This window comes from Streptomyces sp. NPDC000134, assembly GCF_042899225.1.
GTDB lineage: Bacteria > Actinomycetota > Actinomycetes > Streptomycetales > Streptomycetaceae > Streptomyces.
In genome coordinates this window covers 327697-352476 of record NZ_JBIAZN010000004.1, presented here as the reverse complement: position 1 = coordinate 352476, position 24780 = coordinate 327697, and the positions used below count along the sequence as shown (strand labels likewise).

At 73.6% G+C, this 24780-nt stretch carries 24 protein-coding genes; 17 read left to right on the top strand and 7 right to left on the bottom strand.

Translation table 11 applies throughout. The features are described 5' to 3' along the window. Positions 1 to 111: 111 nt before the first annotated feature. From ACFY32_RS08530 to ACFY32_RS08520, 3 genes are all read left to right on the top strand, one after another. Positions 112 to 1167, top strand: coding sequence for an NlpC/P60 family protein (locus ACFY32_RS08530; RefSeq protein ID WP_359193140.1), 1056 nt, complete (start codon positions 112 to 114; stop codon positions 1165 to 1167). 205 nt (positions 1168 to 1372) lie between these two features. Continuing rightward, positions 1373 to 2392 carry an NlpC/P60 family protein gene (locus ACFY32_RS08525; protein WP_359193137.1) on the top strand — a complete coding sequence of 340 codons (1020 nt, stop codon included), beginning with the start codon at positions 1373 to 1375 and terminating at the stop codon, positions 2390 to 2392. A 247-nt stretch (positions 2393 to 2639) separates the two neighbouring features. Beyond that, positions 2640 to 3827: a hypothetical protein gene (locus ACFY32_RS08520; protein WP_359193134.1), complete on the top strand. Its 1188-nt coding sequence runs from the start codon at positions 2640 to 2642 to the stop codon at positions 3825 to 3827. A gap of 9 nt (positions 3828 to 3836) precedes the next feature. Here ACFY32_RS08520 and ACFY32_RS08515 read toward each other — a convergent pair whose 3' ends face one another. Further along, entirely contained in the window at positions 3837 to 5084 is a 1248-nt protein-coding gene (locus ACFY32_RS08515; protein ID WP_390673750.1) for a glycosyltransferase 87 family protein, read from the bottom strand. Between the two features lie 123 nt (positions 5085 to 5207). Here ACFY32_RS08515 and ACFY32_RS08510 point away from each other — a divergent pair, with 123 nt between their 5' ends. After that, positions 5208 to 6350 carry a glycosyltransferase family 4 protein gene (locus tag ACFY32_RS08510; protein ID WP_359193128.1) on the top strand — a complete coding sequence of 381 codons (1143 nt, stop codon included), beginning with the start codon at positions 5208 to 5210 and terminating at the stop codon, positions 6348 to 6350. A 95-nt stretch (positions 6351 to 6445) separates the two neighbouring features. On the opposite strand, the gene ACFY32_RS08505 is transcribed toward ACFY32_RS08510, so the two are convergent. After that, entirely contained in the window at positions 6446 to 8242 is a 1797-nt protein-coding gene (locus ACFY32_RS08505) for an AMP-dependent synthetase/ligase (RefSeq protein ID WP_359193124.1), read from the bottom strand. Positions 8243 to 8540: 298 nt separating this feature from the next. Between ACFY32_RS08505 and ACFY32_RS08500 the strand changes: the two genes are divergently transcribed. The 6 genes from ACFY32_RS08500 to ACFY32_RS08475 all read left to right on the top strand — a co-directional run bounded on the left by ACFY32_RS08500 (position 8541) and on the right by ACFY32_RS08475 (position 13710). Continuing rightward, positions 8541 to 9323, top strand: coding sequence for a metallophosphoesterase (locus ACFY32_RS08500; protein ID WP_359193121.1), 783 nt, complete (start codon positions 8541 to 8543; stop codon positions 9321 to 9323). 114 nt (positions 9324 to 9437) lie between these two features. Continuing rightward, positions 9438 to 9878: an SRPBCC family protein gene (locus ACFY32_RS08495; RefSeq protein WP_359193118.1), complete on the top strand. Its 441-nt coding sequence runs from the start codon at positions 9438 to 9440 to the stop codon at positions 9876 to 9878. 170 nt (positions 9879 to 10048) lie between these two features. Continuing rightward, positions 10049 to 11254: an ArsA-related P-loop ATPase gene (locus ACFY32_RS08490; RefSeq protein WP_390673749.1), complete on the top strand. Its 1206-nt coding sequence runs from the start codon at positions 10049 to 10051 to the stop codon at positions 11252 to 11254. Between the two features lie 57 nt (positions 11255 to 11311). Further along, positions 11312 to 11818, top strand: a complete 507-nt coding sequence (locus ACFY32_RS08485) for a DUF5304 domain-containing protein (RefSeq protein ID WP_359193113.1) — start codon at positions 11312 to 11314, stop codon at positions 11816 to 11818. A gap of 67 nt (positions 11819 to 11885) precedes the next feature. Next, positions 11886 to 12839 (top strand): ROK family glucokinase, encoded by a 954-nt coding sequence (locus tag ACFY32_RS08480; protein WP_359193110.1) that lies wholly within the window; start codon positions 11886 to 11888, stop codon positions 12837 to 12839. 115 nt (positions 12840 to 12954) lie between these two features. Beyond that, the gene (locus ACFY32_RS08475; protein ID WP_359193107.1) at positions 12955 to 13710 is read left to right on the top strand and encodes an endonuclease/exonuclease/phosphatase family protein; all 756 of its coding nucleotides are present in this window, start codon (positions 12955 to 12957) and stop codon (positions 13708 to 13710) included. A gap of 97 nt (positions 13711 to 13807) precedes the next feature. Here ACFY32_RS08475 and ACFY32_RS08470 read toward each other — a convergent pair whose 3' ends face one another. Together ACFY32_RS08470 and ACFY32_RS08465 are read right to left on the bottom strand one after the other, a co-directional pair. After that, on the bottom strand, positions 13808 to 14431 hold the full coding sequence (locus ACFY32_RS08470) for a hypothetical protein (RefSeq protein WP_390673748.1): 624 nt from the start codon (positions 14429 to 14431) through the stop codon (positions 13808 to 13810). Beyond that, positions 14424 to 15224, bottom strand: a complete 801-nt coding sequence (locus ACFY32_RS08465) for an alpha/beta fold hydrolase (protein WP_359193102.1) — start codon at positions 15222 to 15224, stop codon at positions 14424 to 14426. Before ACFY32_RS08465 ends, ACFY32_RS08470 begins: the two co-directional genes overlap by 8 nt. A gap of 172 nt (positions 15225 to 15396) precedes the next feature. Between ACFY32_RS08465 and ACFY32_RS08460 the strand changes: the two genes are divergently transcribed. From ACFY32_RS08460 to ACFY32_RS08440, 5 genes are all read left to right on the top strand, one after another. After that, positions 15397 to 16212: a lysophospholipid acyltransferase family protein gene (locus tag ACFY32_RS08460; protein WP_359193323.1), complete on the top strand. Its 816-nt coding sequence runs from the start codon at positions 15397 to 15399 to the stop codon at positions 16210 to 16212. A gap of 26 nt (positions 16213 to 16238) precedes the next feature. Then, the gene (gene macS, locus ACFY32_RS08455; RefSeq protein WP_390673747.1) at positions 16239 to 17483 is read left to right on the top strand and encodes a MacS family sensor histidine kinase; all 1245 of its coding nucleotides are present in this window, start codon (positions 16239 to 16241) and stop codon (positions 17481 to 17483) included. Then, entirely contained in the window at positions 17476 to 18153 is a 678-nt protein-coding gene (locus tag ACFY32_RS08450; protein ID WP_359193097.1) for a response regulator transcription factor, read from the top strand. The genes macS and ACFY32_RS08450 overlap by 8 nt, the downstream gene beginning before the upstream one ends. 53 nt (positions 18154 to 18206) lie before the next feature. Continuing rightward, entirely contained in the window at positions 18207 to 19235 is a 1029-nt protein-coding gene (locus ACFY32_RS08445; protein ID WP_359193094.1) for a 6-phosphofructokinase, read from the top strand. A gap of 77 nt (positions 19236 to 19312) precedes the next feature. Further along, positions 19313 to 20308, top strand: coding sequence for a 2-hydroxyacid dehydrogenase (locus tag ACFY32_RS08440; protein ID WP_390673746.1), 996 nt, complete (start codon positions 19313 to 19315; stop codon positions 20306 to 20308). Here ACFY32_RS08440 and ACFY32_RS08435 read toward each other — a convergent pair. Both ACFY32_RS08435 and ACFY32_RS08430 read right to left on the bottom strand, forming a co-directional pair. Beyond that, positions 20260 to 22140, bottom strand: coding sequence for an anthranilate synthase family protein (locus tag ACFY32_RS08435; protein WP_390673745.1), 1881 nt, complete (start codon positions 22138 to 22140; stop codon positions 20260 to 20262). The genes ACFY32_RS08440 and ACFY32_RS08435 overlap by 49 nt on opposite strands. Before the next feature lie 95 nt (positions 22141 to 22235). Continuing rightward, positions 22236 to 22292 carry a trp operon leader peptide gene (locus ACFY32_RS08430; RefSeq protein WP_356200272.1) on the bottom strand — a complete coding sequence of 19 codons (57 nt, stop codon included), beginning with the start codon at positions 22290 to 22292 and terminating at the stop codon, positions 22236 to 22238. Positions 22293 to 22388: 96 nt separating this feature from the next. On the opposite strand from ACFY32_RS08430, the gene ACFY32_RS08425 reads away from it, so the two are divergent. Together ACFY32_RS08425 and ACFY32_RS08420 are read left to right on the top strand one after the other, a co-directional pair. Next, complete coding sequence (locus ACFY32_RS08425) at positions 22389 to 23741, top strand: class II 3-deoxy-7-phosphoheptulonate synthase (RefSeq protein ID WP_359193086.1); 1353 nt, start codon at positions 22389 to 22391, stop codon at positions 23739 to 23741. Between the two features lie 174 nt (positions 23742 to 23915). After that, positions 23916 to 24140, top strand: coding sequence for a (2Fe-2S)-binding protein (locus ACFY32_RS08420; protein WP_359193084.1), 225 nt, complete (start codon positions 23916 to 23918; stop codon positions 24138 to 24140). A 10-nt stretch (positions 24141 to 24150) separates the two neighbouring features. On the opposite strand, the gene bfr is transcribed toward ACFY32_RS08420, so the two are convergent. Then, the gene (gene bfr / locus ACFY32_RS08415) at positions 24151 to 24645 is read right to left on the bottom strand and encodes a bacterioferritin (RefSeq protein WP_359193081.1); all 495 of its coding nucleotides are present in this window, start codon (positions 24643 to 24645) and stop codon (positions 24151 to 24153) included. Positions 24646 to 24780: the final 135 nt, after the last annotated feature.

Below are 24780 nucleotides of genomic sequence, written 5' to 3'. Positions count from 1 at the left end.
TGCGTAACCGGGATAATTCGGCGGAGGATTTGAACTGATCACGAGTAGGTCACTAGGGTCTGCCTTCGAACCCGCGAACGGGTGATCACTCACACGAAGGAGCCCGCCTCCGTGGCGTCCCACCGTCGACCCAAGCAGCCCAGCAGGGCGCGCGTCACCGTGCTCACCACCGCCGCCGCAGCCGCCGTCGTGCTCAGCTCGCAGGCCGCCAACGCCGCGCCGAGCGAGAAGCCGACCAAGGACGAGGTCAAGGCGAAGGTCGACAAGCTCTACGAAGAGGCGGAGCAGGCCACCGAGAAGTACAACGGGGCCAAGGAGAAGCAGGAGAAGCTCCAGAAGGAGATCTCCACCATCCAGGACAACGTCGCCCGCGGCCAGGAGGAGCTGAACGAGCTGCGCGACGGCCTCGGTTCGATGGCCAGCCAGCAGTACCGCGCCGGCGGCATCGACCCCTCGGTGCAGTTGTTCCTCTCCGCGGACCCGGACGACTACCTCGACAAGGCGTCCACCCTCGACCAGTTGAGCGCCCAGCAGGTCGACGCGCTGAAGAAGGTCCAGGACAAGCAGCGCGACCTCGCCCAGCAGCGCGCCGAGGCCGCCGAGAAGCTCCAGGACCTCTCCGCCACCCGCACCGAACTCGGCAAGAAGAAGAAGGAAGTCCAGGGCAAGCTGGCCACCGCGCAGAAGCTGCTCAACAGCCTCACCGCCGCCGAGAAGGCCGCCCTGCAGCAGGAGGAGCAGCGCTCCACCCGCAGCAGCGAGCGCCAGGTGCTGTCCGCCGCCGAGAGCGGCGGCTCCACCGCCGCCGCGTCGGGGCGCGCCGGCGCCGCCTTCGCCGCCGCCCAGAGCAAGATCGGCAGCCCGTACGTCTACGGGGCCACCGGCCCGTCCTCGTACGACTGCTCCGGCCTCACCTCCTGGGCCTACGCCCAGGCCAACGTGTCCATACCGCGGACCTCCGAGGCCCAGTCGCAGATCGGCACCCGCATCACCAGCCAGAGCGACCTCCAGGTCGGCGACCTCGTCTTCTTCTTCAACGACCTGCACCACGTCGGCCTGTACGCGGGCAACGGCCAGGTCCTGCACGCCCCGCGCACCGGCACCGTCGTCCGCTACGAGTCGATGAGCACCATCGGCGGACCCTTCATGTGGGGCGTCCGCGTCTGACCCCCGGGTCCGTCACCCACACTCCGGCATGCCGCCCGAACGGGCGAATCACGCCCCCGCGCTGTGACCCCGCGCCCCGCCGCTGACCTGCGTCAGCGGCGGGGCGTCGTGTCGCGCGGGGGCCGAGGTCGTTGGTCGGTGCCCCGTCGCGGGGCTACTGTCTGCCGCGTTTCCCCGTCCGCCAGCGGAAGGAGTGCGGCTTCCCGTGGGGTTCCATCGCCGCCTTGCACCGACCGGGTTCGACCGGGGCGCCACCGCCGTGGCCGGCCTGCTCTCCGCCGCCGCCGCGGTCCTGGGCGCCGTACCGGCCCTCGCCTCGCCCGCCGACGACACCCGGGCCGAGGTGGACCGGCTCCACCGGGAGGCCGAGAAGGCCACCGAGGCGTACAACAAGGCCGACGAGCGCACCGGAGTCCTGCGCGCCCAGGTCAGCCGGGCGCAGGACCGCATCGCCCGGCAGCAGGAGCGCATCAACACCATGCGGAACGCGCTGGGTTCGCTGGCCGGCGCGCAGTACCGGGCCGGCGGTATCGACCCGTCCGTCGCGCTGCTGCTCTCCGCGGACCCGGAGGAGTACCTGGAGAAGGCGTCCGTGCTCGACCGGATCGGCACCCGCCAGGCCGGTGAGCTGCGCAATCTCCAGAAAGCCATGCGGGGCCTGGCCGAGGACCGCGCCGCGGCGACGAAGAAGCTGGGCGAGCTGACCCGCGGCCGCCGGGCCGTCGCCGCCCACAAGAAGACCGTCGAACGCAAGCTCGCCGAGGCCCGCCGCCTGCTCAACTCCCTGCCCGCCGAGGAGCGCGCCGCCTACGGCCGGACCTCCCGCTCCGAGCGCGCGGACCTCACCGGCCCCGGCGGCGCGGGCGGCGCCCCCGCCTCCGGCCGGGCCGCCGCCGCCGTCGCCGCCGCCCGCTCCGCCCTCGGCAAGCCCTACGTCTGGGGCGCCAACGGCCCCACCGGCTTCGACTGCTCGGGCCTGACCCAGTGGTCCTACGCCCAGGCCGGGGTCGGGCTGCCGCGCACCTCGCAGGCGCAGGCCGGCGCCGGTCGGCGGGTCCCGCTCGCCGCGGCCCGCCCCGGCGACCTGGTCGCCTACCGGGACGACGCCAGCCACATCGGCATGTACGTCGGCAACGGCCAGGTCATCCACGCGCCCCACCCCGGCGCCCCGGTCCGCTACGACCCGGTCGGGATGATGCCGGTCTCGTCGGTCACCCGGCCCTAGGGTCTGTCGTTCGGATCAGGTCGCAGGGAATCTGCTGCGCCTCGTCATGCCGGTGAGCGGGGCCTGGTGCGTGCGGATGCAAGGCGGAGGAGGGCGGCAACGCGGAGCGTTGACAACCGACGACAACGCCGCAGGCGCGCGTGCCAGGCCCCGCGTCTGCGGGCTGATCCGAACGACAGGCCCTAGCGGGCGCTCCGGGGGCCCGGCCCCCTCACCTCGGTGGCGTGGCGCCCGTACGATCGGGAAGGTGGCTGGTCGCGGGCGGGTGTCGGGGTCCTCGGTGGTGGTGCTGTGTCTGCTGCTCGTCGCCCTGGTGGGCTGCGGCGGCGGGCCCGCCGCCGATCCCGCGCGTGCCGGGGTGCAGCGGGTCCTCGACCGCAGGGCGGCGGCCCTGCTCGGCCACGACGCCGCCGCCTACGCCGCGACGGGCACCTCCGCCGGCTTCGACCGGGTCCGCGCGGTGCCGCTGGCCGACTGGACGTACCGCGTCCAGGACGTGCGCCGCACCGGCGACCGGGCCACCGCCGACGTGCGCCTGGGCTACCGCCTGGCCGGCCACGACCGGGGCGCCGTCACCGCCGCCCGCACCCTGCGGCTCACCCGCCGCGACGGGCACTGGTACGTCACCTCCGACCGGCCCGCCGAGAAGGCCGGCCAGCAGCCCTGGGACCAGGGCACGGTCCGCGTGGTCGAGGGCCGGCACAGCCTCGTCCTCGGCGTCGGCCAGTCCGGCGCGGCGCTGCGGGGCTTCGCCGCCCTCGCCGACCGGGCGGTGCCGGCCGTGTCGGACGCCTGGGACGGCGACTGGGCCGGGCGCCTGGTCGTCGTCGTACCGAAGTCGCTGGCGGGCATGGCGGGGCTGCTCGGCTCGCCCGCCTCCTCCTACCGGGGCATCGCGGCCGTCACCACCGGCGAGACCGGCGGCGCCGCCGACGCCCCCGCCGACCGGATCATCGTCAACCCCGAGGCGTACGGGATGCTCGGCTCGCTCGGCAAGCAGGTGGTGCTCACCCACGAGGCCACCCACGTCGCCACCCGCGCCCACACCGGCGCCGCCACCCCGCTGTGGCTGTCGGAGGGGTACGCCGACTGGGTCGGCTACCGGGGCGGCGCGCGCACCCCCGCCCAGGCCGCGCCCGAACTGGCCCGCGCGGTCGCCGGGGGCCGGGTGCCCGCCGGGCTCCCGGCCGACGACGACTTCGGCTTCACCGGCGACGCGGACGAACTGGCCCGCGCCTACGAGAGCGGCTGGACGGCCTGCCGGATGATCGCCGACCGGTGGGGCGAGGCCCGGCTCGACGCGTTCTACCGCGCGGTCGGCGCGCACGAACGCCGCGCGGGCGCGGTCGAGGACGCGCTGGCGGAGGTGCTCGGGACGACGCCGGAGGAGTTCACGGGCGGGTGGCGGGAGTATCTGCGGGCGGAGTTCGGCTGAGCCGCCCGGTCAGGAGGTGACCGGGGTCTCGTCGGCGTCCGCGTCGGCGCGGGCGGGACGCCCGGCCGGGGCGCCGGACGGCTGTGGGGCGGCCGTGTCGCGCCACAGGACCCGGGCCGCGGTGACCGCGGCGGCGACCAGCAGACCGTTGCGGACCAGGATGAGGGTGATCCCGAGGGTGTCGCTGGCCACCACGTGCGCGAACCACACCGGGAACTCCAGCACCGTCACCAGGCTCGCCGCCAGCACCAGCAGCACGGGCGCCCCCATCCGGCTGGCCCGGAAGCACAGGCACACCGCGCCGACGCCGACCAGCCACACCAGGTACTGCGGGCTGATCACCCGGCTGGTCACCGTGAACAGCAGCACCGCCACGAACGCCGCGTCCGCCGCCGTGTGCGCCGCGAACCGCACCGCCGTCAGCCTCCACAGCAGCAGCCAGCCGAACGCCATCCCGGTCAGCGTCAGTGCCCCGGTGCTCACCGCGTCCACGTACGGGCCGAGGAACTCCACGGAACCGTAGTTGAGCAGCACCTGCCCGTCCCAGCCGAAGTGCCGGGCGACGTGGAAGACCAGCGAGCCCAGCGACTCCACCTCGGTGCCCCGGTCCCGCTGGTACGTCAGGAACGCGAACGCCCCGGGCATCGCCAGCGCGAACGCCCCCGCCAGCACCGCTCCGGTGACCGCGGCGGCGGCCCAGGAGGAACGCCGCCGGACGCCGAGCAGCACCAGCGCCGGCCACACCTTCAGCAGCGCCCCGAGGGCCGCGAGGGCGCCGGCCGCCCTCGGATGCCGGGCGGCGGCCAGCAGGGCCGCGACGGCGACCGCGGTGACCATCACGTCGTAGCGGGCGTACACCGTGGGGCCGAGCAGCGGGACGCCCGCCACCCACACCCAGGCGCCGCGCGGCGTGCGGCCGTCCCGCAGGCCGCCGCGCAGCAGCAGGGCGAGGACGGCCAGGTCGGCGGCGCAGGCCAGGACGTAGAAGGCGGTCGCGTAGTCGAGGAACGGCAGCAGCCCGGGGGAGAGCAGCGCGAGGGCGGCGGCGGGCGGGTACTGCCAGGTCACATCGCCCAGCGGAAACGTTCCGGTACGCAGCACCTCGTACCAGTTGCGGTAGATCACGGAGACGTCGCTGGTGACGTCCGGGCCTGGGAAGACGTACACCTTGAGCACGAACAGCAGCAGGGCCAGCCGGGTCGCGCACCAGACCGCCGGGAGCCAGGCCGGGGACCGCAGCGTGCTCGTCGTCTCCACGTGTCCCCTGTCCGCCCGCTCGGCCGCCGTTCGATGGGCCCATGATGTCCCGAACGGCTGTGTGCGTGCCACACATGTGGTCGGGAGGAGCTGTGAAGCGACGGTTCGGTAGGGTCGGCGGCGATGCACAAGACCTTGATCGTGACCAACGACTTCCCGCCCCGTCCGGGCGGCATCCAGGCGTTCCTGCACAACATGGCGCTGCGCCTCGACCCCGAGCGGATCGTGGTCTACGCCTCCACCTGGAAGCGCACCCGCGAGGGCGTCGAGGCCACCGCCGCCTTCGACGCCGAGCAGCCCTTCACCGTCGTACGGGACCGGACGACGATGCTGCTGCCGACGCCCGGGGCGACCCGGCGGGCGGCCGGGCTGCTGCGCGAGCACGGGTGCACGTCGGTGTGGTTCGGGGCGGCGGCGCCCCTCGGGCTGATGGCACCGGCGCTGCGCCGGGCCGGCGCCGAGCGGATCGTCGCCACCACCCACGGGCACGAGGCCGGCTGGGCCCAACTGCCCGCCGCCCGCGGGCTGCTGCGCCGGATCGGCGAGTCGACGGACACGATCACCTACCTCGGGGAGTACACGCGCTCCCGGATCGCCGCCGCGCTCACCCCGCAGGCCGCCGCGCGGATGGTGCAACTGCCGCCCGGCGTCGACGAGAAGACCTTCCACCCCGGTTCGGGCGGCGAGCGGGTCCGGGCCCGGCTCGGCCTGACCGAACGGCCCGTGGTGGTGTGCGTCTCCCGGCTGGTGCCGCGCAAGGGCCAGGACACCCTGATCCGCGCGATGCCCCGGGTGCTGGCCGCCGAGCCCGACGCCGTGCTGCTGATCGTCGGCGGCGGCCCGTACGAGAAGGACCTGCGCCGTCTGGCGGCACAGACCGGCGTCGCCGCGTCCGTCCGCTTCACCGGCCCGGTGCCCTGGTCCGAGCTGCCCGCCCACTACGGCGCCGGCGACGTCTTCGCGATGCCCTGCCGCACCCGGCGCGGCGGCCTGGACGTCGAGGGCCTGGGCATCGTCTACCTGGAAGCCTCCGCGACCGGCCTGCCCGTCGTGGCCGGCGACTCCGGCGGCGCCCCCGACGCCGTGCTCGACGGCGAGACCGGCTGGGTCGTCCGGGGCGGCTCCCCGGCCGAGACGGCCGACCGCGTCATCACGCTCCTGGCCGACCCGGAACTGCGCCGGAGGATGGGAGAACGGGGCCGCGCCTGGATCGAGCGGAAGTGGCGCTGGGACCTCCTGGCCGACCGCCTGAAGACGCTGCTGTAGGACACGCGCTCGAAGGGGAGCGGGGGAACCGCGGGGGCAACCACGACCGACGGAAAGGGCCGTCGGCGGACCGCCCCCGGCACCCCCTGGGCGCCCTACTTCGCGTAGATCGCCTCGATCTCGTCCGCGTACTCCTTGGCGACGACGTTCCGCTTCAGCTTCAGCGACGGCGTCAGATGCCCCGACTCCTCCGTGAACTGCGCGTCCAGCACCCGGAACCTGCGCACGGACTCCGCCTTCGACACCGCCGCGTTCCCGTCGTCCACCGCGGACTGGACGGCCGCCAGCAGATCGGGGTCGTCGCGCAGCGCCGCCGCCGTCGACCCGGCCGGCTTGCCGTGCTCCGCGCACCACCGGGCGAGGAACTCCTCGTCCAGGGTGATCAGCGCGCCCACGAACGGCCGCCCGTCGCCGACGACCATGCACTCCGCGACCAGCGCGTGCGCGCGGATGCGGTCCTCGATCACCGCCGGGGCGACGTTCTTGCCGCCCGCGGTCACCAGGATCTCCTTCTTGCGGCCGGTGATCCGCAGATAGCCGTCCTCGTCCAGGGTGCCGATGTCCCCGGTGTGGAACCAGCCGTCGGCCAGCGCCTCGGCGGTCGCGGCCGGGTTGTTCCAGTACTCCTTGAACAGGTGCTCCCCGTGCAGCAGCACCTCCCCGTCGTCGGCGATGCGCACCACCGAGCCCGGCAGCGGCTGCCCGACCGTGCCGATCTTCTGCCGGTCCCAGGGGTTGAACGCGGTGGCCGCGCAGGACTCGGTCAGGCCGTAGCCCTCCAGCACGGTGAAGCCGATGCCGCGGAAGAAGTGGCCGAGCCGCTCGCCCAGCGGGGCACCGCCGGAGATGGCGTACTCGCCGCGCCCGCCGAGGACCGCGCGCAGCTTGCCGTAGACCAGCTTGTCGAAGACCTTGTGCTTGACCCGCAGACCGAGGGACGGGCCCGCCGGGGTGTCCAGGGCCCGGCTGTAGGCGATCGCCGTGTCGGCGGCCCGGTCGAAGATCCGGCCCTTGCCGTCGGCCTGCGCCTTGGCCCGCGCGGAGTTGTAGACCTTCTCGAAGACCCGGGGCACGCCGAGGACCAGCGTCGGCCGGAACGCGGCCAGTTCGTCCGTGAGGTCCTTGATGTCCGGTACGCAGCCCAGCTTGATCGGCGCCATCATCGGCGCGATCTGCACCAGCCGCCCGAAGACGTGCGCCAGCGGCAGGAACAGCAGCACCGAGCACTCGCCGGTACGGAACAGCGGGCGCAGCCGCTCCACGATGTTGCCGCACTCCGCGAAGAAGCTGCGGTGGGTGAGCACACAGCCCTTGGGCCGGCCGGTGGTGCCGGAGGTGTAGACGATGGTCGCCGGGTCGTCGGCCTTGGCGACCGAACCGCGCTCCTCGACCGTGCGGTCCGTGACGTCCTGGCCGAGCCGCCCCAGCTCCTCCACCGCCCCGGCGTCGATCTGCCAGAGGTGCTTCAGCGCGGGCAGCCTGTCGCGCACCGACTCGACGGCGTCGGCGTGCGCCCCGGACTCCACGACGCACGCCGTGGCGCCCGAGTCGCCGAGAATCCACTCCACCTGCTCCGGCGAGCTGGTCTCGTACACCGGCACGGTGACCGCGCCCGCGCTCCAGATCGCGAAGTCGAACAGCGTCCACTCGTACCGGGTCCGCGACATCAGGGCGACCCGGTCGCCCGGCTGGACGCCGGCGGCGATCAGGCCCTTGGCGGCGGCGTGCACCTCGGCGAGGAAGGTCCGGGCGGTCACGTCCTGCCAGACGCCGCCCGCCTTGCGGGCGAGGACGGCGACGTCCGGGTGCTGCGCGGCGTTTCTGCGGACGATGTCGGTCAGATTGCCGTCCGCAGGGACCTCGTACAAAGCCGGAAGGCTGAACTCGCGCAAGACTGCTGCTCCTCATAGGGCGCCGGCGCCACGACATTGTGTGCTGCGACGGTGCGGTCCAAGGCTGGGGCGGGTACTCGCGGATTCACCTGTTGAAATCCCGAGTACGACTGGACTGCCCGGACGTTACCCGCCGGTATGGCGTCTTCGACAGGGGGACCCGGCGAGATGTTCGCTGCGTCACACGGCTTGGGTTTCCTCCGGCGCACAGTAGTCGACACGCCGACCGACCAGCCAGTAACCGCAGGTCCGACCGCCACTGTTCACAACTGCCGCCCGCTGTCTACTCTTGATCGACATGGCACCCACACCCACCCGCGTCCATGTCGTCAGCGATGTGCACGGCAACGCCCGTGACCTGGCCAGGGCCGGTGACGGCGCCGACGCCCTGGTCTGCCTGGGGGACCTCGTCCTCTTCCTCGACTACGCGGACCACTCGCGCGGCATCTTCCCCGACCTGTTCGGCGCGGAGAACGCCCGCCGCCTCGTCGAGCTGCGCACCGCCCGCCGCTTCGCGGAGGCCCGGGAGTTCGGGGCCGGGCTGTGGGCGGGGGTCGACGGCGACCGCGCCGCGGTGATCGAGGGGGCGGTACGCCGGCAGTACGCCGAGCTGTTCGCCGCCTTCCCCACCCCGACGTACGCCACCTACGGCAATGTCGACATACCGGCCCTGTGGGGCGAGTACGCCGGGGCGGGCACCACCGTCCTGGACGGGCAGCGGGTGGAGATCGGCGGCCGCGTCTTCGGCTTCGTCGGCGGCGGACTGCGCACCCCGATGCGGACGCCGTACGAGATCAGTGACGAGGAGTACGCCGCGAAGATCGAGGCCGTCGGCGAGGTCGACGTGCTCTGCACCCACATCCCGCCCGAGGTGCCGGAACTGGTCTACGACACGGTGGCGCGGCGCTTCGAGCGGGGCAGCCGGGCCCTGCTGGACGCGATCCGCCGCACCCGGCCCCGGTACGCGCTGTTCGGGCACGTGCACCAGCCGCTGGCGCGGCGGACGCGGATCGGGCCGACCGAGTGCGTCAACGTCGGGCACTTCGCGGCGACCGGGCGGCCCTGGGCGCTGGAGTGGTAGTCCCGCAGGCAGACAGGGGTGACGGCGGGCCGCTCACCGCGCGGTAGCCTTCACAGCGCACGCACGCGTGCGCGACGACTTCCCTACCGGCCCGCATCTGGAGGAGCCACCGCGATGGCGGAACACACCAGCTCGAGCATCACGATCGAGGCGGCACCGGCCGACGTCATGGAGGTGATCGCCGACTTCGCCCGCTACCCGGACTGGACCGGTGAGGTGAAGGAGGCCGAAGTCCTCGCGACCGACGCGCGGGGCCGCGCCGAGCAGGTCCGGCTGGTGATGGACGCGGGAGCGATCAAGGACGACCAGACCCTGGCGTACACCTGGAACGGGGAGCACGAGGTCTCCTGGACGCTGGTGAAGTCCCAGATGCTGCGCTCCCTGGACGGCTCCTACCTGCTGAGGCCCGCGGGCACCGGCACGGAGGTCACCTACCGGCTCACCGTCGACGTCAAGATCCCCATGCTCGGCATGATCAAGCGCAAGGCCGAGAAGGTCATCATCGACCGGGCCCTGGCGGGACTGAAGAAGCGCGTGGAGTCGGGGACGAAGTAGCCCACCGGCCACCGGCCACCGGCCACCGGCGCCGGTTCTCGCCGGGCACCGGTCCCCGGCCTCGGCGGGGCCGCCGTACCGGCTTCCTCGCCCGCAGGGGGCGCCCATCGCCCCCGCCCCCCGAAGCCGGCGCGGTCCGGTGACGGTCCGTGAAGGTAGCGTGCAGCCTCATGCGCACCCTCCTGATCACGGGCCCGGGTGGTGGCGGGCGGACGACCGTCGCCGCCGCCACCGCGCTCGCCGCCGCCCGCGCGGGCACCCGGACCCTGCTGCTGGGCGCCGACCGCGAGGACAGCCTCGGGGCCGCCCTCGGCACCCCCACCGGCCCGGCGCCCGCCCTGGTCGAGGAGAACCTCACCGTCTGGCGGCCCGACCCCGCCCAGGGCTTCCGCGACGCCCTCGCCGCCCTCCAGGACCGCGCCGCCTCCGCCCTCGGCCTGCTCGGCGCCGCCCGCCTCGACCCCGAGGAACTCACCCCCCTGCCCGGCGCCGAGGAACTCGCCCTGCTGCGCGCCCTGCGCGAAGCCGCCCTCGCCGTAGGGGAACCTCCCGGGTCCTCCGGGCACGGGGGGAGGCACGACCTGCTGGTCGTCGACCTGCCGCCCGCCCCGCGCGCCCTCGCCCTGCTCGCCCTGCCCGAGGAACTCCGCCGCTACCTGCGCCGCCTGCTCCCGCCCGGACGGCAGGCCGCCCGCGCCCTGCGCCCCGTCCTCGGCCGCCTCGCCGGCGTCCCCATGCCCACCGAGGCGCTGTACGAGAACGCCGCCCGCTGGGACCTCGAACTCGCCGCCACCGAAGCCGTCCTCACCGACCGGCGCACCAGCGCCCTGCTGGTCGCCGAGCCCGGCCCGGCCGCCGCCGACGCCGTGCGCACCGCCGCCCTCGGCCTCGCCCTGCGCCGCCTGCCCGTGGAACGAGTGGTCGCCAACCGCGTCCTGCCCGAGGACGCCCCCGCCGACAGTTGGCTGGCCGGCCCGGTCGCCCAGCAGCGCAAGACCCTCGACGACTGGCGGGGCTCGTACGACGTCCGCGCCCTGCCCCACCTCGGCCGGGACCCGCGCGGCACCGACGACCTCGCCGACCTCGCCGCGCCTACCGCCGGCCCCGGCCCCGCCCCGGTGGAGTGGCCGGTCACCGACCGGCTCGCCGAGGACGGCGTCCTGCTGTGGCGGCTCCCGCTGCCCGGCGCCACCCGCGACGACCTCGACCTCGTCCGGCGCGGCGACGAACTGGCCGTCGCCGCCGGACCGCACCGCCGTATCGTTTCGCTGCCCTCCGCGCTGCGCCGCTGCACCGTCCAGGGGGCCGCGCTCCGCGACGGCGTGCTGAGCGTGCGGTTCGCGCCGGACCCGAAGCTGTGGCCCCGCGCCCGCTGAACCGGCGGGGGCCGTTCGGGTAACGTCGTAGGGACGAACCGTAGTCAGGAGCCCGTCATGAGCGATCAGCTCCCCCCGTCCGACGCCGCCCCGGACGACGCCGGCGGCGCGGCGCGGGCGACCGACGCCGACGCCTGGTCGACCGCGTGCGCCGAGGACCTCCGGGCCGAGCAGGCCCGCCGCCGCGCCCGGTACGGACCGCCCCCCGGCTCCGCCGCGGACGAGCTGCGCCGCCTCGTCGACACGGTCGCCGACAAGCTGTCCGGCCTCCAGTCACCGCTGCTCGGCCCGGTCGCCGGACCCGCCGCCCAGCAGGTGGTCCGGCAGGTCGTCCAGCAGGCCAAGGCCGCCGTCGAACCCGTCATCGACCGCAACCCGGACGTCTTCGACCACCTCGCCGCCGCCGGAAACGAGCTGCTCGCCGCCTACCGCTCGGCCGTCCAACGCCAGGAGAGCCGCTGGACCGCCCGCGACACCGAGCCCCACGACCCCCGTGACCTCGGCGAACGACCCGACGAGGGCGGCGAGGGCACCGGCGGCGGTCAGCGCATCGACCTGGACTGACGGCCCTCGGCGGCGGCGCCTCGGGTACGGTTGGCCGTAGCGGGGCTCGACCGGAACTGAGGGATTCATGGGACTCACCATCGGCGTCGACATCGGCGGCACGAAGATCGCGGCCGGCGTGGTCGACGAGGAAGGCAACATCCTCTCGACCTTCAAGGTGCCGACCCCCACCACGCCCGAGGCCATCGTGGACGCCATCGCCTCGGCGGTGGAGGGGGCACGCGCGGGGCACGAGATCGTCGGCGTGGGCATCGGCGCCGCCGGATACGTCAACCGGCAGCGCTCCACGGTCTACTTCGCGCCCAACATCGACTGGCGCAACGAGCCGCTCAAGGAGAAGGTCGAGGCCCGCGTGGGCCTCCCGGTCGTGGTGGAGAACGACGCCAACGCGGCCGCCTGGGGCGAGTACAGGTTCGGGGCCGGCAAGGGCCACCGCAACGTCATCTGCATCACCCTCGGCACCGGCCTCGGCGGCGGCATCATCATCGGCAACAAGCTGCGCCGGGGCCACTTCGGGGTGGCCGCCGAGTTCGGCCACATCCGGATGGTGCCGGACGGCCTGCTCTGCGGCTGCGGCTCCCAGGGCTGCTGGGAGCAGTACGCTTCCGGCCGTGCCCTGGTGCGGTACGCCAAGCAGCGCGCCAACGCCACCCCGGAGCGGGCCGAGACCCTGCTCGCCCTGGGCGACGGCACCCCCGACGGCATCGAGGGCAAGCACATCTCGGTGGCCGCCCGCCAGGGCGACCCGGTCGCCGTCGACTCCTACCGGGAGCTGGCCCGCTGGGCCGGGGCCGGCCTCGCCGACCTGGCCTCGCTGTTCGACCCGTCGGCGTTCATCGTCGGCGGCGGGCTCTCCGACGAGGGCGACCTCGTCCTGGACCCGATCCGCAAGTCGTACAAGCGCTGGCTGGTCGGCGCCCACTGGCGCCCGGTCGCCGACGTCATCGCCGCCCAGTTGGGCAACAAGGCGGGCCTGGTAGGCGCGGCCGACCTGGCCCGCGAACCCGACCCGGTCATGTAAGCAGCGACAGGGGCACGCCCTCAGGGGCGCGGGGAACCGACGCGACGAGCCACGGCCGTCCGGCAGTTGCGCACACCCCCCGCGCCCCTCACCCCTGGGGCGTACATTGATCACCATGCCGTCGCTCGACAACCTCCCCGACTCCCGTACGGAACCCGACGGTTCCGCCGTCGTCCGCGTCCTGAGCTACAACGTCCGCTCGTTGCGCGACGACACCGACGCCCTCGCCCGCGTGATCACCGCCTGCGCCCCCGACCTGGTCCTCCTCCAGGAGGCCCCCCGGTTCTTCCGCTGGCGCAAGAAGCTCGCCCGGCTCGCCGCCGCCTCCGGCCAGGTGATCCTCTCCGGCGGCGGCACCGCCGCCGGCCCGGCGCTGCTCTGCTCCCTGCGCGCCACCGTCGAGCGCACCGAGGACGTCCTGCTCCCGCTCACCCCCGGCCTGCACCGCCGCGGCCTCGCCACCGCCGTCGTCCGCTTCGGCGCCGCCCGCGTCGGCGTCCTGAGCTGCCACCTCTCCCTGCAGAAGGACGAGCGGTACGAGCAGAGCGGCATGCTCCTGGACAAGCTGGCCGGCCTGGACGCCCCGCACGCCGTCGCGGGCGGCGACCTGAACGAACGCCCCGACGGCCCCGCCTTCCGCCGACTCGCCAAGGACCTCCAGGACTGCTGGGCCACCGCCCCCTGGGGCGGCGAGCACACCTCCACCCCCGCCGACCCGCGTCAGCGCATCGACGCGGTCTTCGCCACCCCCGGCGTCGAGGTCCTCGGCTGCGGGGTCCCGCTCGGCCTGCCCGGCGTACGCGAGGACGACCTGAGGGCGGCCACGGACCACCTTCCGGTCCTGGCCGCCCTCAAGATCCCGGCGTCGTGAACGGGCGGGGGCTGCGGGGACGGTCGTCCGGATCAGATCGCAGGGAATCTGCCGCGCCTCGTCATGCCGGCGAGCGGGGCGATCCGGACGACAGGCCCTAGACCACCGCGCCGCGGCCCGGGTCCTCGCCGTCCTCGTCGTCGGTCCGCATCCGCAGCACCAGCGTGACGAAGCCGCCGAGGAAGCCGCCGACGCACAGCGTCGTCAGCCACCAGGTCATGTCCCAGCCCAGCAGCACCGCCAGCAGAAGCAGCACCGGCCCGCCCAGCACACCGAGCCAGGCGAACCTCGCGGTGGTGTCGCCCTGCGGCAGCGGCGGCGGCTCCGGCGGGACGAAGTGCCCCTCGTCGTCGGTGTCGAAGTCCTCCTCGGCGGGCTCGGGCGTGCTGTAGTCGCGGGGCCCGACGCCCGGCGCGAAGGAGACCGAGCCGCCCAGCTTCGGGGCCGGCGCGGGCTCCTCGGGCCGCTCCTCGGGCCGTCCGGCCGGCTTGTCGTTGGTCTCCGGCTCCAGCAGCGCCAGGTCCTCCACCGACTTGAACGGCTTGGCGCCCGGCGGGTCCGGCGGCTCCTCGCCGTACCCGGCGACGATCGCCGCCCAGGCGGCCTCCTCGTCGAGGGGCACGCCCTGCTGCGGTGCGGCGGCGGGCCCGTCCAGGGCCTCGCGGCCGTCCCGGTCCTCGCGCTCTCCGCGTTCCTCGCGGTCGGAGTCGTGCTCAGCCACCTGCGGCCGTCCCTTCCTTGCCGAGACCGGACTCCGGCTCCTTGACGAGGCCGGGGGCGAGCCGGGCGATGAACGTGACGCTCTCCGCGAAGATCCGGTCCGCGTCATGGTCCAACGTCGCCACGTGGTAGCTCTGTTCCAGCAGGATCTCCGTGACGTCCGCGGACGACACCCGGCTGAGGACCCGCGCGGAGTCGGCCGGCGGCACCACGTGGTCGCGGGGGCTGCGCATCAGCAGCAGCGGCTGCGTGACCCGCGGCAGCTCGCCGTCGACGACCCGGAAGAAGGCGCGCAGCGAGTGCGCCGCGTGCAGCGGCACCCGGTCGTACCCCAGCTCGGTCGTGGCCGGCCTGGCGATGTCGTCGGCGATGCCCCGGGTGGCCGGGACGAGGTGCCGCAGCACGGGCAGGGCGTGCGGGGCCAGGCCGTGCATCCGGTTGGCCGGGTTGACGACCAGCACACCGCTGACGTCCGCGTGCCGGGCCGCCAGCCGCAGGGCCAGCGCCCCGCCCATCGACAGGCCGGCGACGAACACCCGCGCGCAGCGCTCGCGCAGGGCGCGCAGCTCCCGGTCCACCTCCGCGTACCAGTCGGGCCAGCTCGTGATCTGCAGGTCCTGCCAGCGGGTGCCGTGTCCGGGCAGCAGCGGCAGGGCGACCGTCATGCCGCGGTCGGCCAGGTGCCGGGCCCAGGGGCGCAGCGACTGCGGGGTACCGGTGAAGCCGTGGCAGAGGAGGACGCCGACGTCACCGCCCTCGTGGCGGAACGGCTCGGCGCCGGGCAGGACCGGCATGGCTCGGTCTCCTGTCGTCAGGGGGGCGGACACGGCTCCGGCACTCGTGCGCGGGTACTTCACGGTACGCGACCGCACTGACACCGACCAGGGCCGCAGGGGCCATTGACGGTCCCGCGGGATAAGGTCGACAGCGACACACACAGGAGGCACTCGCTTGTTGTACGGCGCGATGAAGGTCACCATCGGGGGCTCGCTCAAGCTCGCCTTCCGGCCCTGGGCGGAGGGCCTGGAGCACGTCCCCGCCGAGGGCCCCGCCATCCTGGCGAGCAACCACCTGTCGTTCTCCGACTCGTTCTTCCTGCCCGCCGTCCTCGACCGCAAGGTGACCTTCATCGCCAAGGCCGAGTACTTCAACACCCCCGGTCTCAAGGGCCGGCTGACCGCCGCGTTCTTCAAGGGCGTCGGCCAGCTCCCGGTGGACCGCTCCGGGGTGCGCGGCGCCGGCGAGGCGGCGATCAGGAGCGGCACAGAGGTCCTGGAGCGCGGTGAGCTGTTCGGGATCTACCCCGAGGGCACCCGCTCGCCCGACGGACGCCTCTACCGCGGCAAGCCCGGCGGCCTGGCGCGCGTGGCGCTCGCCAGCGGCGCGCCCGTCCTGCCGGTCGCCATGATCGACACGGAGAAGATCCAGCCGCCGGGGAAGGTGATGCCGAAGCTGATGCGGCCCGGCATCCGCATCGGCAGGCCGCTGGACTTCAGCCGCTACCAGGGCATGGAGCACGACCGCTTCGTGCTGCGGGCGGTGACCGACGAGGTCATGTACGAGATCATGAAGCTCTCCGGCCAGGAGTACGTCGACATGTACGCGACCGCCATGAAGCGGCAGCTCGCGGACGCGGCGAAGGCCGAGAAGGAAGCGGCCAAGGAGGCCAAGGCCGCACTGGCCCGCGCGGAACAGGAACAGGCCGAGAAGGAGAAGGCCGAGGAAGAGGCCGAGGCACAGGCCGCGCGGGACCGGACGGAGGGCGAGCGGTCCGGGTCCTGACCGGACCGGCCCGGGGGGTGGGGGAGATGGCCAGGCGCGAACGGGTCATGCGGATGTCGGTCGAGGTGCCGCTGTGGCGCGCGCTGACCGCCTACCGCGTGCTCACCATGCTGTACGCGATCGGCCTGTTCGCCACCGCGTACCACGAGTTCACCCGGCCCTGGCTCGCCCTCGGCTACTTCGCGGTGCTCACCGGGTGGACGCTGGCCACCCTCCCGAAGGTGGCGGGCGCCGCCGCCTGCACCCGGCGGTTCCTCGCCGCCGACCTCACCGTCGCGCTCACCGGCATCCTCCTCACCCCGCTCGCCGACGCCCACGAGCGGATCGTCGCGGGCGGCCCGACCCTGCCGTCGATATGGACCGCCGGCTCCGTCCTCGCCTTCGCCGTCAAGGGCGGCTGGCGCTGGGCGGCCGTCGCCTCCACCCTCGTCGCCGTCGCCAACCTGATCGAACGCGGCGCCCCGGTCCGCGACACCGTGCACAACGTGATCCTGGTCTGGGTCGCCGCCATCGCCATCGGCTACGTCGTCGAGGTCGCCCGCGCCTCCGAGCGCACCCTCGCCCGCGCCCTGGAGATCGAGGCCGCGACCCGCGAACGCGAGCGCCTCGCCCGGGACATCCACGACAGCGTCCTCCAAGTGCTGGCCATGGTGCAGCGGCGCGGCGCGGTCATCGGCGGCGAGGCGGCCGAACTGGGCCGGCTCGCCGGCGAGCAGGAGGTCGCCCTGCGCACCCTCGTCTCCGGCGGCCTGGTGCCCGTCTCCCGGGTGTCGGAGGACCGCGCCGAAGGCGCCGTCGTCCGCGCCGTGGACGAACCCGGACCGGGCGCCCAGGACGGCCCCGTGGACCTGCGCGCCCTGCTCGCCCCGCACGCCGGGTCCCGGGTCGTCCTCGCCGAGCCCGGGGCGCCGGTGACCCTGCCCGCGGCCGCCGCCCGCGAGGTCGCCGCCGCCGTCGGCGCCGCCCTGGACAACGTGCGCCGGCACGCGGGGGAGCAGGCACGCGCGTGGATCTTGGTCGAGGACGAACCGGACGAGGTGATCGTCACCGTCCGCGACGACGGCCCCGGCATCCCCGAGGGCCGCCTCGCCCAGGCCGAGGGCGAGGGACGGATGGGCGTGGCCCTGTCGATCCGGGGACGGCTGCGCGACCTCGGCGGCTCGGCCGAGCTGATCTCGGTGCCGGGACAGGGCACGGAGGTCGAACTGAAGGTACCGAAGGACGGGGCGGGCGTAACGTACCCGCGGGGGAAGGCGGCAGCGGATGACTGAGCAGCGGGGGCCGATCAAGGTCATGGTGGTCGACGACCACCCCATGTGGCGGGACGCGGTCGCCCGCGACCTCGCCGAGTCCGGGTTCGAGGTGGTCGCCACCGCCGGCGACGGCGAACAGGCGGTCCGCCGGGCACGGGCCGCCGCGCCGCACGTCCTCGTCCTCGACCTCAACCTGCCCGGCAAGCCCGGTGTGCAGGTCTGCAAGGAGGTCGTCGCCGCCGACCCCGCGCTGCGCGTCCTGGTGCTCTCCGCGAGCGGCGAGCACGCCGACGTCCTGGAGGCCGTGAAGTCGGGCGCCACCGGCTACCTGCTGAAGTCGTCCTCCACGGAGGAACTCCAGGACGCCGTGCGCCGCACCGCCGCCGGCGATCCGGTCTTCACCCCGGGCCTGGCCGGACTCGTCCTCGGCGAGTACCGCCGCCTCGCCTCCGAACCGGCGCCCGCCCCCGACACCGGCGCGCCCGGCGCACCCCGGCTCACCGACCGCGAGACCGAAGTGCTCCGCCTGGTCGCCAAGGGCCTGAGCTACAAGCAGATCGCCGAACGTCTCGTCATCTCCCACCGCACCGTGCAGAACCACGTCCAGAACACCCTGGGCAAGCTCCAGTTGCACAACCGCGTGGAACTCGTGCGGTACGCGATAGAACGGGGTCTGGACGACGCCTGACCCGCGCGGGACAGTGAATCCCCAACCACCCACCGTGGCAAAGGGGTTGCGCGATGAGGGTCGGAGTACTGACCGGAGGCGGCGACTGCCCCGGGCTCAACGCCGTCATCCGGGCCGTCGTCCGCAAGGGCGTCCAGGAGTACGGCTATGACTTCGTCGGCTTCCGGGACGGCTGGCGCGGTCCCCTGGAGGGCGACACCGTCCGCCTCGACATCCCCGCCGTGCGCGGCATCCTGCCCCGCGGCGGCACCATACTCGGCTCCTCGCGCACCAATCCGCTCCAGCGCGAGGACGGCATCCGCCGCGTCCAGGACACCCTGGCGGACCTGGACGTCTCCGCGCTGATCGCCATCGGCGGGGAGGACACCCTCGGCGTCGCCGGGCGCCTCGCCGACGACTACGGCGTGCCCTGCGTCGGCGTGCCCAAGACCATCGACAACGACCTGTCCGCCACCGACTACACCTTCGGCTTCGACACGGCCGTCTCCATAGCCACCGAGGCCATCGACCGGCTGCACACCACCGCCGAGTCCCACATGCGCGTCCTGGTCGTGGAGGTGATGGGCCGGCACGCCGGCTGGATCGCCCTGCACTCCGGCCTGGCCGGCGGCGCCAACGTCATCCTCATCCCCGAGCAGCCCTTCGACACCGACCAGGTCTGCGCCTGGGTGACCTCCCGCTTCCGGGCCTCGTACGCGCCGATCGTGGTGGTCGCCGAGGGCGCGGTGCCCCGGGACGGCGACATGGTGCTCAAGGACCAGTCGCTGGACTCCTTCGGGCACGTACGGCTGTCCGGGGTGGGGGAGTGGCTGGCCAAGGAGATCGAGAAACGGACCGGCAAGGAGGCCCGTACCACCGTGCTGGGGCACGTCCAGCGCGGCGGCACCCCGAGCGCCTTCGACCGCTGGCTGGCCACCCGCTTCGGACTGCACGCCATCGACTGCGTCCACGACGGCGACCACGGGATGATGGTCGCCCTGCGCGGCACGGACATCGTCCGCGTCCCCATCGCGCAGGCCACGGCACGGCTGAAGACCGTCGCCCCGGAGCTGTACGCGGAGGTCGGGGTCTTCTTCGGCTGACCGGCGCCGACGGGCCGCCGCCCGTATATTCGGGTATTCGGATATTCGGGACACCGTCCAGCGAACCGGGAGCGGCCGTGGAGATCCTCGCCTTCGGAGTGCAAGCCGACGAGCAGCCCCTCATCGAGCGGGCCTTCCGGGGCCGCGCCGAGGTCCGCTGCCTGGACGTCTTCCTCAACGAGGACACCGCCCCCATCGCGGCCGGCCACGAGATCATCTCCACCTCCGTCAACGCCGACCTCGGCGCGGGCGTGCTGGAGATCCTCGCGGCCGGCGGCACCCGGATGGTCGCCCAGCGCTCCACCGGCTTCAACAACGTCGACCTCACCGCGGCCGAGCGCCTCGGCCTGACCGTCGCCCGCGTCTCCTCCTACTCGCCGTACTCGGTCGCCGAGTTCGCCTGGGCGCTCGCCATGGCCGTCAACCGGCGGATCGTGCGCGCCTCCACCCGCACCCGGGACTTCGACTTCCGGCTGCACGGCCTGATGGGCCGCGACATGCACGGCCGCACCGCGGGCGTGCTGGGCACCGGCAGGATCGGCGAGGCGTTCGCCCGGATCGCCCACGGCTTCGGGATGAGGCTGCTCGGCTGGGACGTCACCGAGAACCCCGCCTGCCGCGACCTCGGCATGACCTACGTCCCCAAGGACCAGCTCCTGGCCGAGGCCGACCTGGTCACCCTGCACGTCCCCCTGATGCCCGAGACCCGGCACCTGATCGACGCCGCCGCGCTGAAGTCGATGCGCGACGACGCGATCCTGGTCAACTCCAGCCGCGGCGGCCTCATCGACACCGCCGCCCTGGTCGGCGAACTGCGCGCGGGCCGCTTCACGGGCGTCGGCCTGGACGTGTACGAGGCGGAGGCGGGCCTGTTCTTCCTCGACAAGTCCCTCGAAGCCGTCGAGGACGACACCCTGGCCCGCCTGGTCACCTTCCCCAACGTCCTGGTCACCTCGCACCAGGCGTACTACACCGAGGACGCCGTCGGCCAGATCGTGGACGCCACCGTGGACAACGTCCTGGACTACCGGGCCGGACGCCGCTCGGCGAACGTGCTGGTGCCGCGGAGCTGACCGACCAGCTCCCGCACGATCGCCGCGCCGTTCAGCGACAGCACCGACTCGGGATGGAACTGCACCGAGGCGAAGCCCGGCCCCCGCAGGGCGTGCACCTCCCCGTCCGCCGTCCGGCTGACCTCGACGCCGTGCGCGGCCAGCTCCCCGTACGCCTCCTCGTCGCAGCGCGCCACGAAGCTGTTGTAGAAGCCGACGGTCTCCCGCCGCCCGAACAGGTCGATCTCCGTCTGCGCCCCCTGGTACGGCACCCGCTTGCGCACGAGGTCCAGGCCCAGCTCGGCCGCGATCAGCTCGTGCCCGAGGCAGACGCCGAGGACCCCGTGCCGGTTGTCGCGCAGCGCCTCGGCGGCCAGCCCGCGCAGCAGCCGCATCTTGGGATCGGCCAGGTCGGCCGGGTCGCCGGGGCCGGGCCCCAGCACCAGCGGCCCCGCGTGCCCGCGCACCGCCGCCCGCAGTCCCGGCTCGTCGTAGCGGCGGACGGTGACCTCCAGCCCGCCGAAGCGCAGCACGTGCGCGAGCATCGCCGTGAAGGTGTCCTCCCCGTCGACGACCAGGGCGTGCCCGGTCAGCTCCCCCGACCGCTCCTGCATCCGCAGCCAGAACGGCGCCAGCGAGGTGCGGCGCCCGTCCAGCGCGGCCCGCACCCGGGGGTGGTCGGCCAGCCCCGGCCGGGCGGCCTCCCGGCGGGGCCGGCCCGGCCGCACCCCGAGTGCCGAAAGGACCCCGGCCGCCTTGGCGTGGGTCTCCGCGACCTCGCCCGCCGGGTCGGAGCCCCGCACCAGCGTCGCCCCGACCGGCACCCGCAGCCGCCCCCCGGAGTCGATGTCGGCGGTCCGGATCAGGATGGGCGAGTCCAGGGTCTGCGCCCCGCCCGCGTCCCGGCCGATCAGCGCCAGCGCGCCGGCGTAGTAGCCGCGCCCGCCGCTCTCGTGCCGCTCGATGGCCCGGCAGGCGTTCTGCACCGGCGAGCCGGTCACCGTCGCCGCGAACATCGTCTCCCGCAGCACCTCCCGCACGTCCAGCGAGGACCTGCCGCGCAGCTCGTACTCGGTGTGCGCGAGGTGCGCCATCTCCCGCAGCCGGGGCCCGACCACGACCCCGCCCATGTCGCCGACGGCGCACATCATCTTCAGCTCCTCGTCGACGACCATCGACAGCTCCTCGATCTCCTTGCCGTCGGCGAGGAAACCGAGCAGGTGCTCCGGGGCCGGCCCCTGGGCGGGATAGCGGTACGTCCCGCTGATCGGGTTCATCACGACCGTGCCGCCGGTCATCCGCACGTGCACCTCCGGGCTCGCCCCGACCAGCGTCCGGTCCCCGGTGTGCACGAGGAAGGTCCAGTACGCGCCCCGCTCGCCCGCCAGCAGCCTGCGGAACAGCGCCAGCGCCTCGGCCCGCCCGAACCCCGGGACCCGGCCCCGGTACGTCCGCCGGATCACGAAGTTGGCGCCCTCGCCGCGCCCGATCTCCTCCCGCAGCACCCGCCCGACGATCTCCCGGTACTCCTCGTCGCCGACGTCGAAGCCACCGCCCTCGACCCGGACCTCGCGGTCGGGAAGCTGTGCCAGCGCGGCGGCGAGCGGGATCTCGTGGCGCTCCTCGGGGGTCAGGGCCAGCAGCGGGGTGCCGTCGTCGCGGACGTCGAAGCCGCGCTCGCGGATCTGGCGGAAGGGGACCAGCGCCAGGCAGTCGTCGGGCAGGTCGGCGAGCCGGTCGTGCTCGGCCACCGGGCCGAGCAGCACCTCCACCGCGTCCCGGTCGCGGCCGGGGGTGCGGCGGCGCAGCAGGGCGAAGGGGCGGGGGTCGTCGAGCAGATCGGGCAGGTTCATCGGTGGTGTCCTTCTGTGAAGGAGAGACGACCCGGCCCGTGGAACGCCGAAGGCCGCCTCTCGGGCGGCCTTCGCGAAGTGCTGGATACGCGCAGTCAGCGGGCCGCCGGAGGAGCGGTCCACCACCAGTTCTGGATCGAGTGCGCGAACATGCCCGGCACCCTACCCCAAGTGCCCCGGGCGTATCGGGTGTCTCATTTTCTGGGCACGGGCCGGAGGGGGGGACCTCACCCCGTAATGTTGACGCCGTGACCGTGAACGCTAAGACCAGCGCGAGCGCTGGCAACACCTGGCGAGACCTGCCCGCGGCGCAGCAGCCCGAGTACCCCGACCCCGAGGCTCTGCGCGCAGTCGTTGCGGAGCTGGAGTCGTATCCGCCGCTCGTCTTCGCGGGCGAGTGCGATCTGCTGCGCGCCCGGCTGGCGGCCGTCGCCAAGGGAGAGGCGTTCCTCCTCCAGGGCGGCGACTGCGCCGAGGCGTTCGACGCGGTGTCCGCGGACCAGATCCGCAACAAGCTCAAGACCCTGCTCCAGATGGGCGCCGTGCTCACCTACGCCGCCTCGGTGCCGGTCGTGAAGGTGGGGCGGATCGCGGGGCAGTACTCCAAGCCGCGCTCCAAGCCCACCGAGACCCGCGACGGCGTGACCCTGCCGACGTACCGGGGCGACTCGGTCAACGGCTTCGCCTTCACCGAGGAGGCCCGGGTCCCGGACCCCGAGCGGCTCAAGCGCATGTACCACGCCTCGGCGTCCACGCTGAACCTGGTCCGCGCCTTCACCACCGGCGGCTACGCCGACCTGCGCCAGGTGCACGCCTGGAACCAGGACTTCGTGCGCTCCTCCCCGTCCGGCCAGCGCTACGAGCAGCTCGCCCGGGAGATCGACAACGCGCTGCACTTCATGCGGGCCTGCGGCACCGACCCGGAGGAGTTCAAGACCGTCGAGTTCTACTCCTCGCACGAGGCGCTGCTGCTCGACTACGAGTCGGCGCTCACCCGCGTCGACTCCCGCACCGGGCGGCTCTACGACGTCTCCGCGCACATGGTGTGGGTCGGCGAGCGCACCCGGCAGCTCGACCACGCGCACATCGAGTTCGCCTCCCGTATCCGCAACCCGATCGGCGTCAAGCTCGGCCCGGCCACCACGGCCGAGGAGGCGCTGCAGTACATCGAGCGCCTCGACCCCGAGCGCGAGCCGGGCCGGCTGACGTTCATCGTCCGGATGGGCGCCGACAAGGTCCGCGACAAGCTCCCGGAGCTGGTGGAGAAGGTCACCGCCTCGGGCGCGACCGTCGTCTGGGTGACCGACCCGATGCACGGCAACACCTTCGAGGCCGCCTCCGGGCACAAGACCCGCCGCTTCGACGACGTGCTCGACGAGGTCAAGGGCTTCTTCGAGGTGCACAAGGCGCTCGGCACCCACCCGGGCGGCATCCACGTGGAGCTGACCGGCGACGACGTCACCGAGTGCGTGGGCGGCGGCGACGAGATCTTCGTCGACGACCTGCACCAGCGCTACGAGACGGCCTGCGACCCGCGGCTCAACCGCAGCCAGTCGCTCGACCTGGCGTTCCTGGTGGCGGAGATGTACCGGGACCAGTGAGACCGGCCCGTTCGCGGGCGTGAATGGGGCGCGGGTCACACACGATCCGCGCCCCTTCCGCTTTTGCCGCACCGGGGGCATCGGTAAGGTTAGGTTTGCCTCACCGACCAGAGCGGGTTTCCGGTCGACAGTCGGTACGGCGCGACCCTGACCCCGTCCGGGAGGTGAACCGGCGTGTTCGTCTGCAGTTGCTTCGGAGTCACCGAGGAACAGGTGAAGTCCCACGCCGAGGCCGGCGCCTGCACGCCCCGGCAGATCGCCTCCGCTTGCAAGGCCGGCACCGACTGCGGCGGCTGCGTCCGCCGTATCCAGGCGCTGCTCGGCCGGGGCGCCTGCCCCCGCCGGGAACTGATCGACCAGGGCGCGCCGGCCCTCGCGGAGCTGCCCGAGGCCGCCTAGCGGGTCCGGGTCACAGCCCCGTCGAGTCCGGCTGGGACTGCTCGACCACCGTCGACAGGTACAGGGGCTCGCCCAGCTTCTCGATCAGGTCAAGCTGGGTGTCCAGATAGTCGATGTGCAGCTCCTCGTCGGCGAGGATCGCCTCGAAGACGTTCGCGGACGTGATGTCGCCCTTGCTGCGCATCACCTCCACGCCCCGGCGCAGCCGGTCGATGGCCTCGGCCTCGACCTGCCGGTCCGCCTGGAACATCTCGGTGACCGTCTGCCCGACCCGGACATGGAACAGCCGCTGGTAGTTCGGCAGGCCGTCCAGCAGCAGGATGCGGTCGGTGAGCAGTTCCGCGTGCCGCATCTCGTCGAAGGACTCGTCGCGGGTGTACTTGGCGAGCTTGGTCCAGCCCTTGTGGTCCTGGAGTTTCGAGTGCAGGAAGTACTGGTTGATCGCGGTCAGCTCGGCGGTGAGCTGCTCGTTGAGGAATTCGATGACCTCGGGGTCGCCCTGCATCGCAGAGGCTCCTTCCACCGGGAACGGGCAGGTGCGCCGCATGATTGCACCGGCGGGGAAGATCGTCCAGTAAGTCTCGACTTAGTAAGTAAGGGCAGGCTTAGCCCTGCTTGCGGCTTATCAGGCGATTTGTCG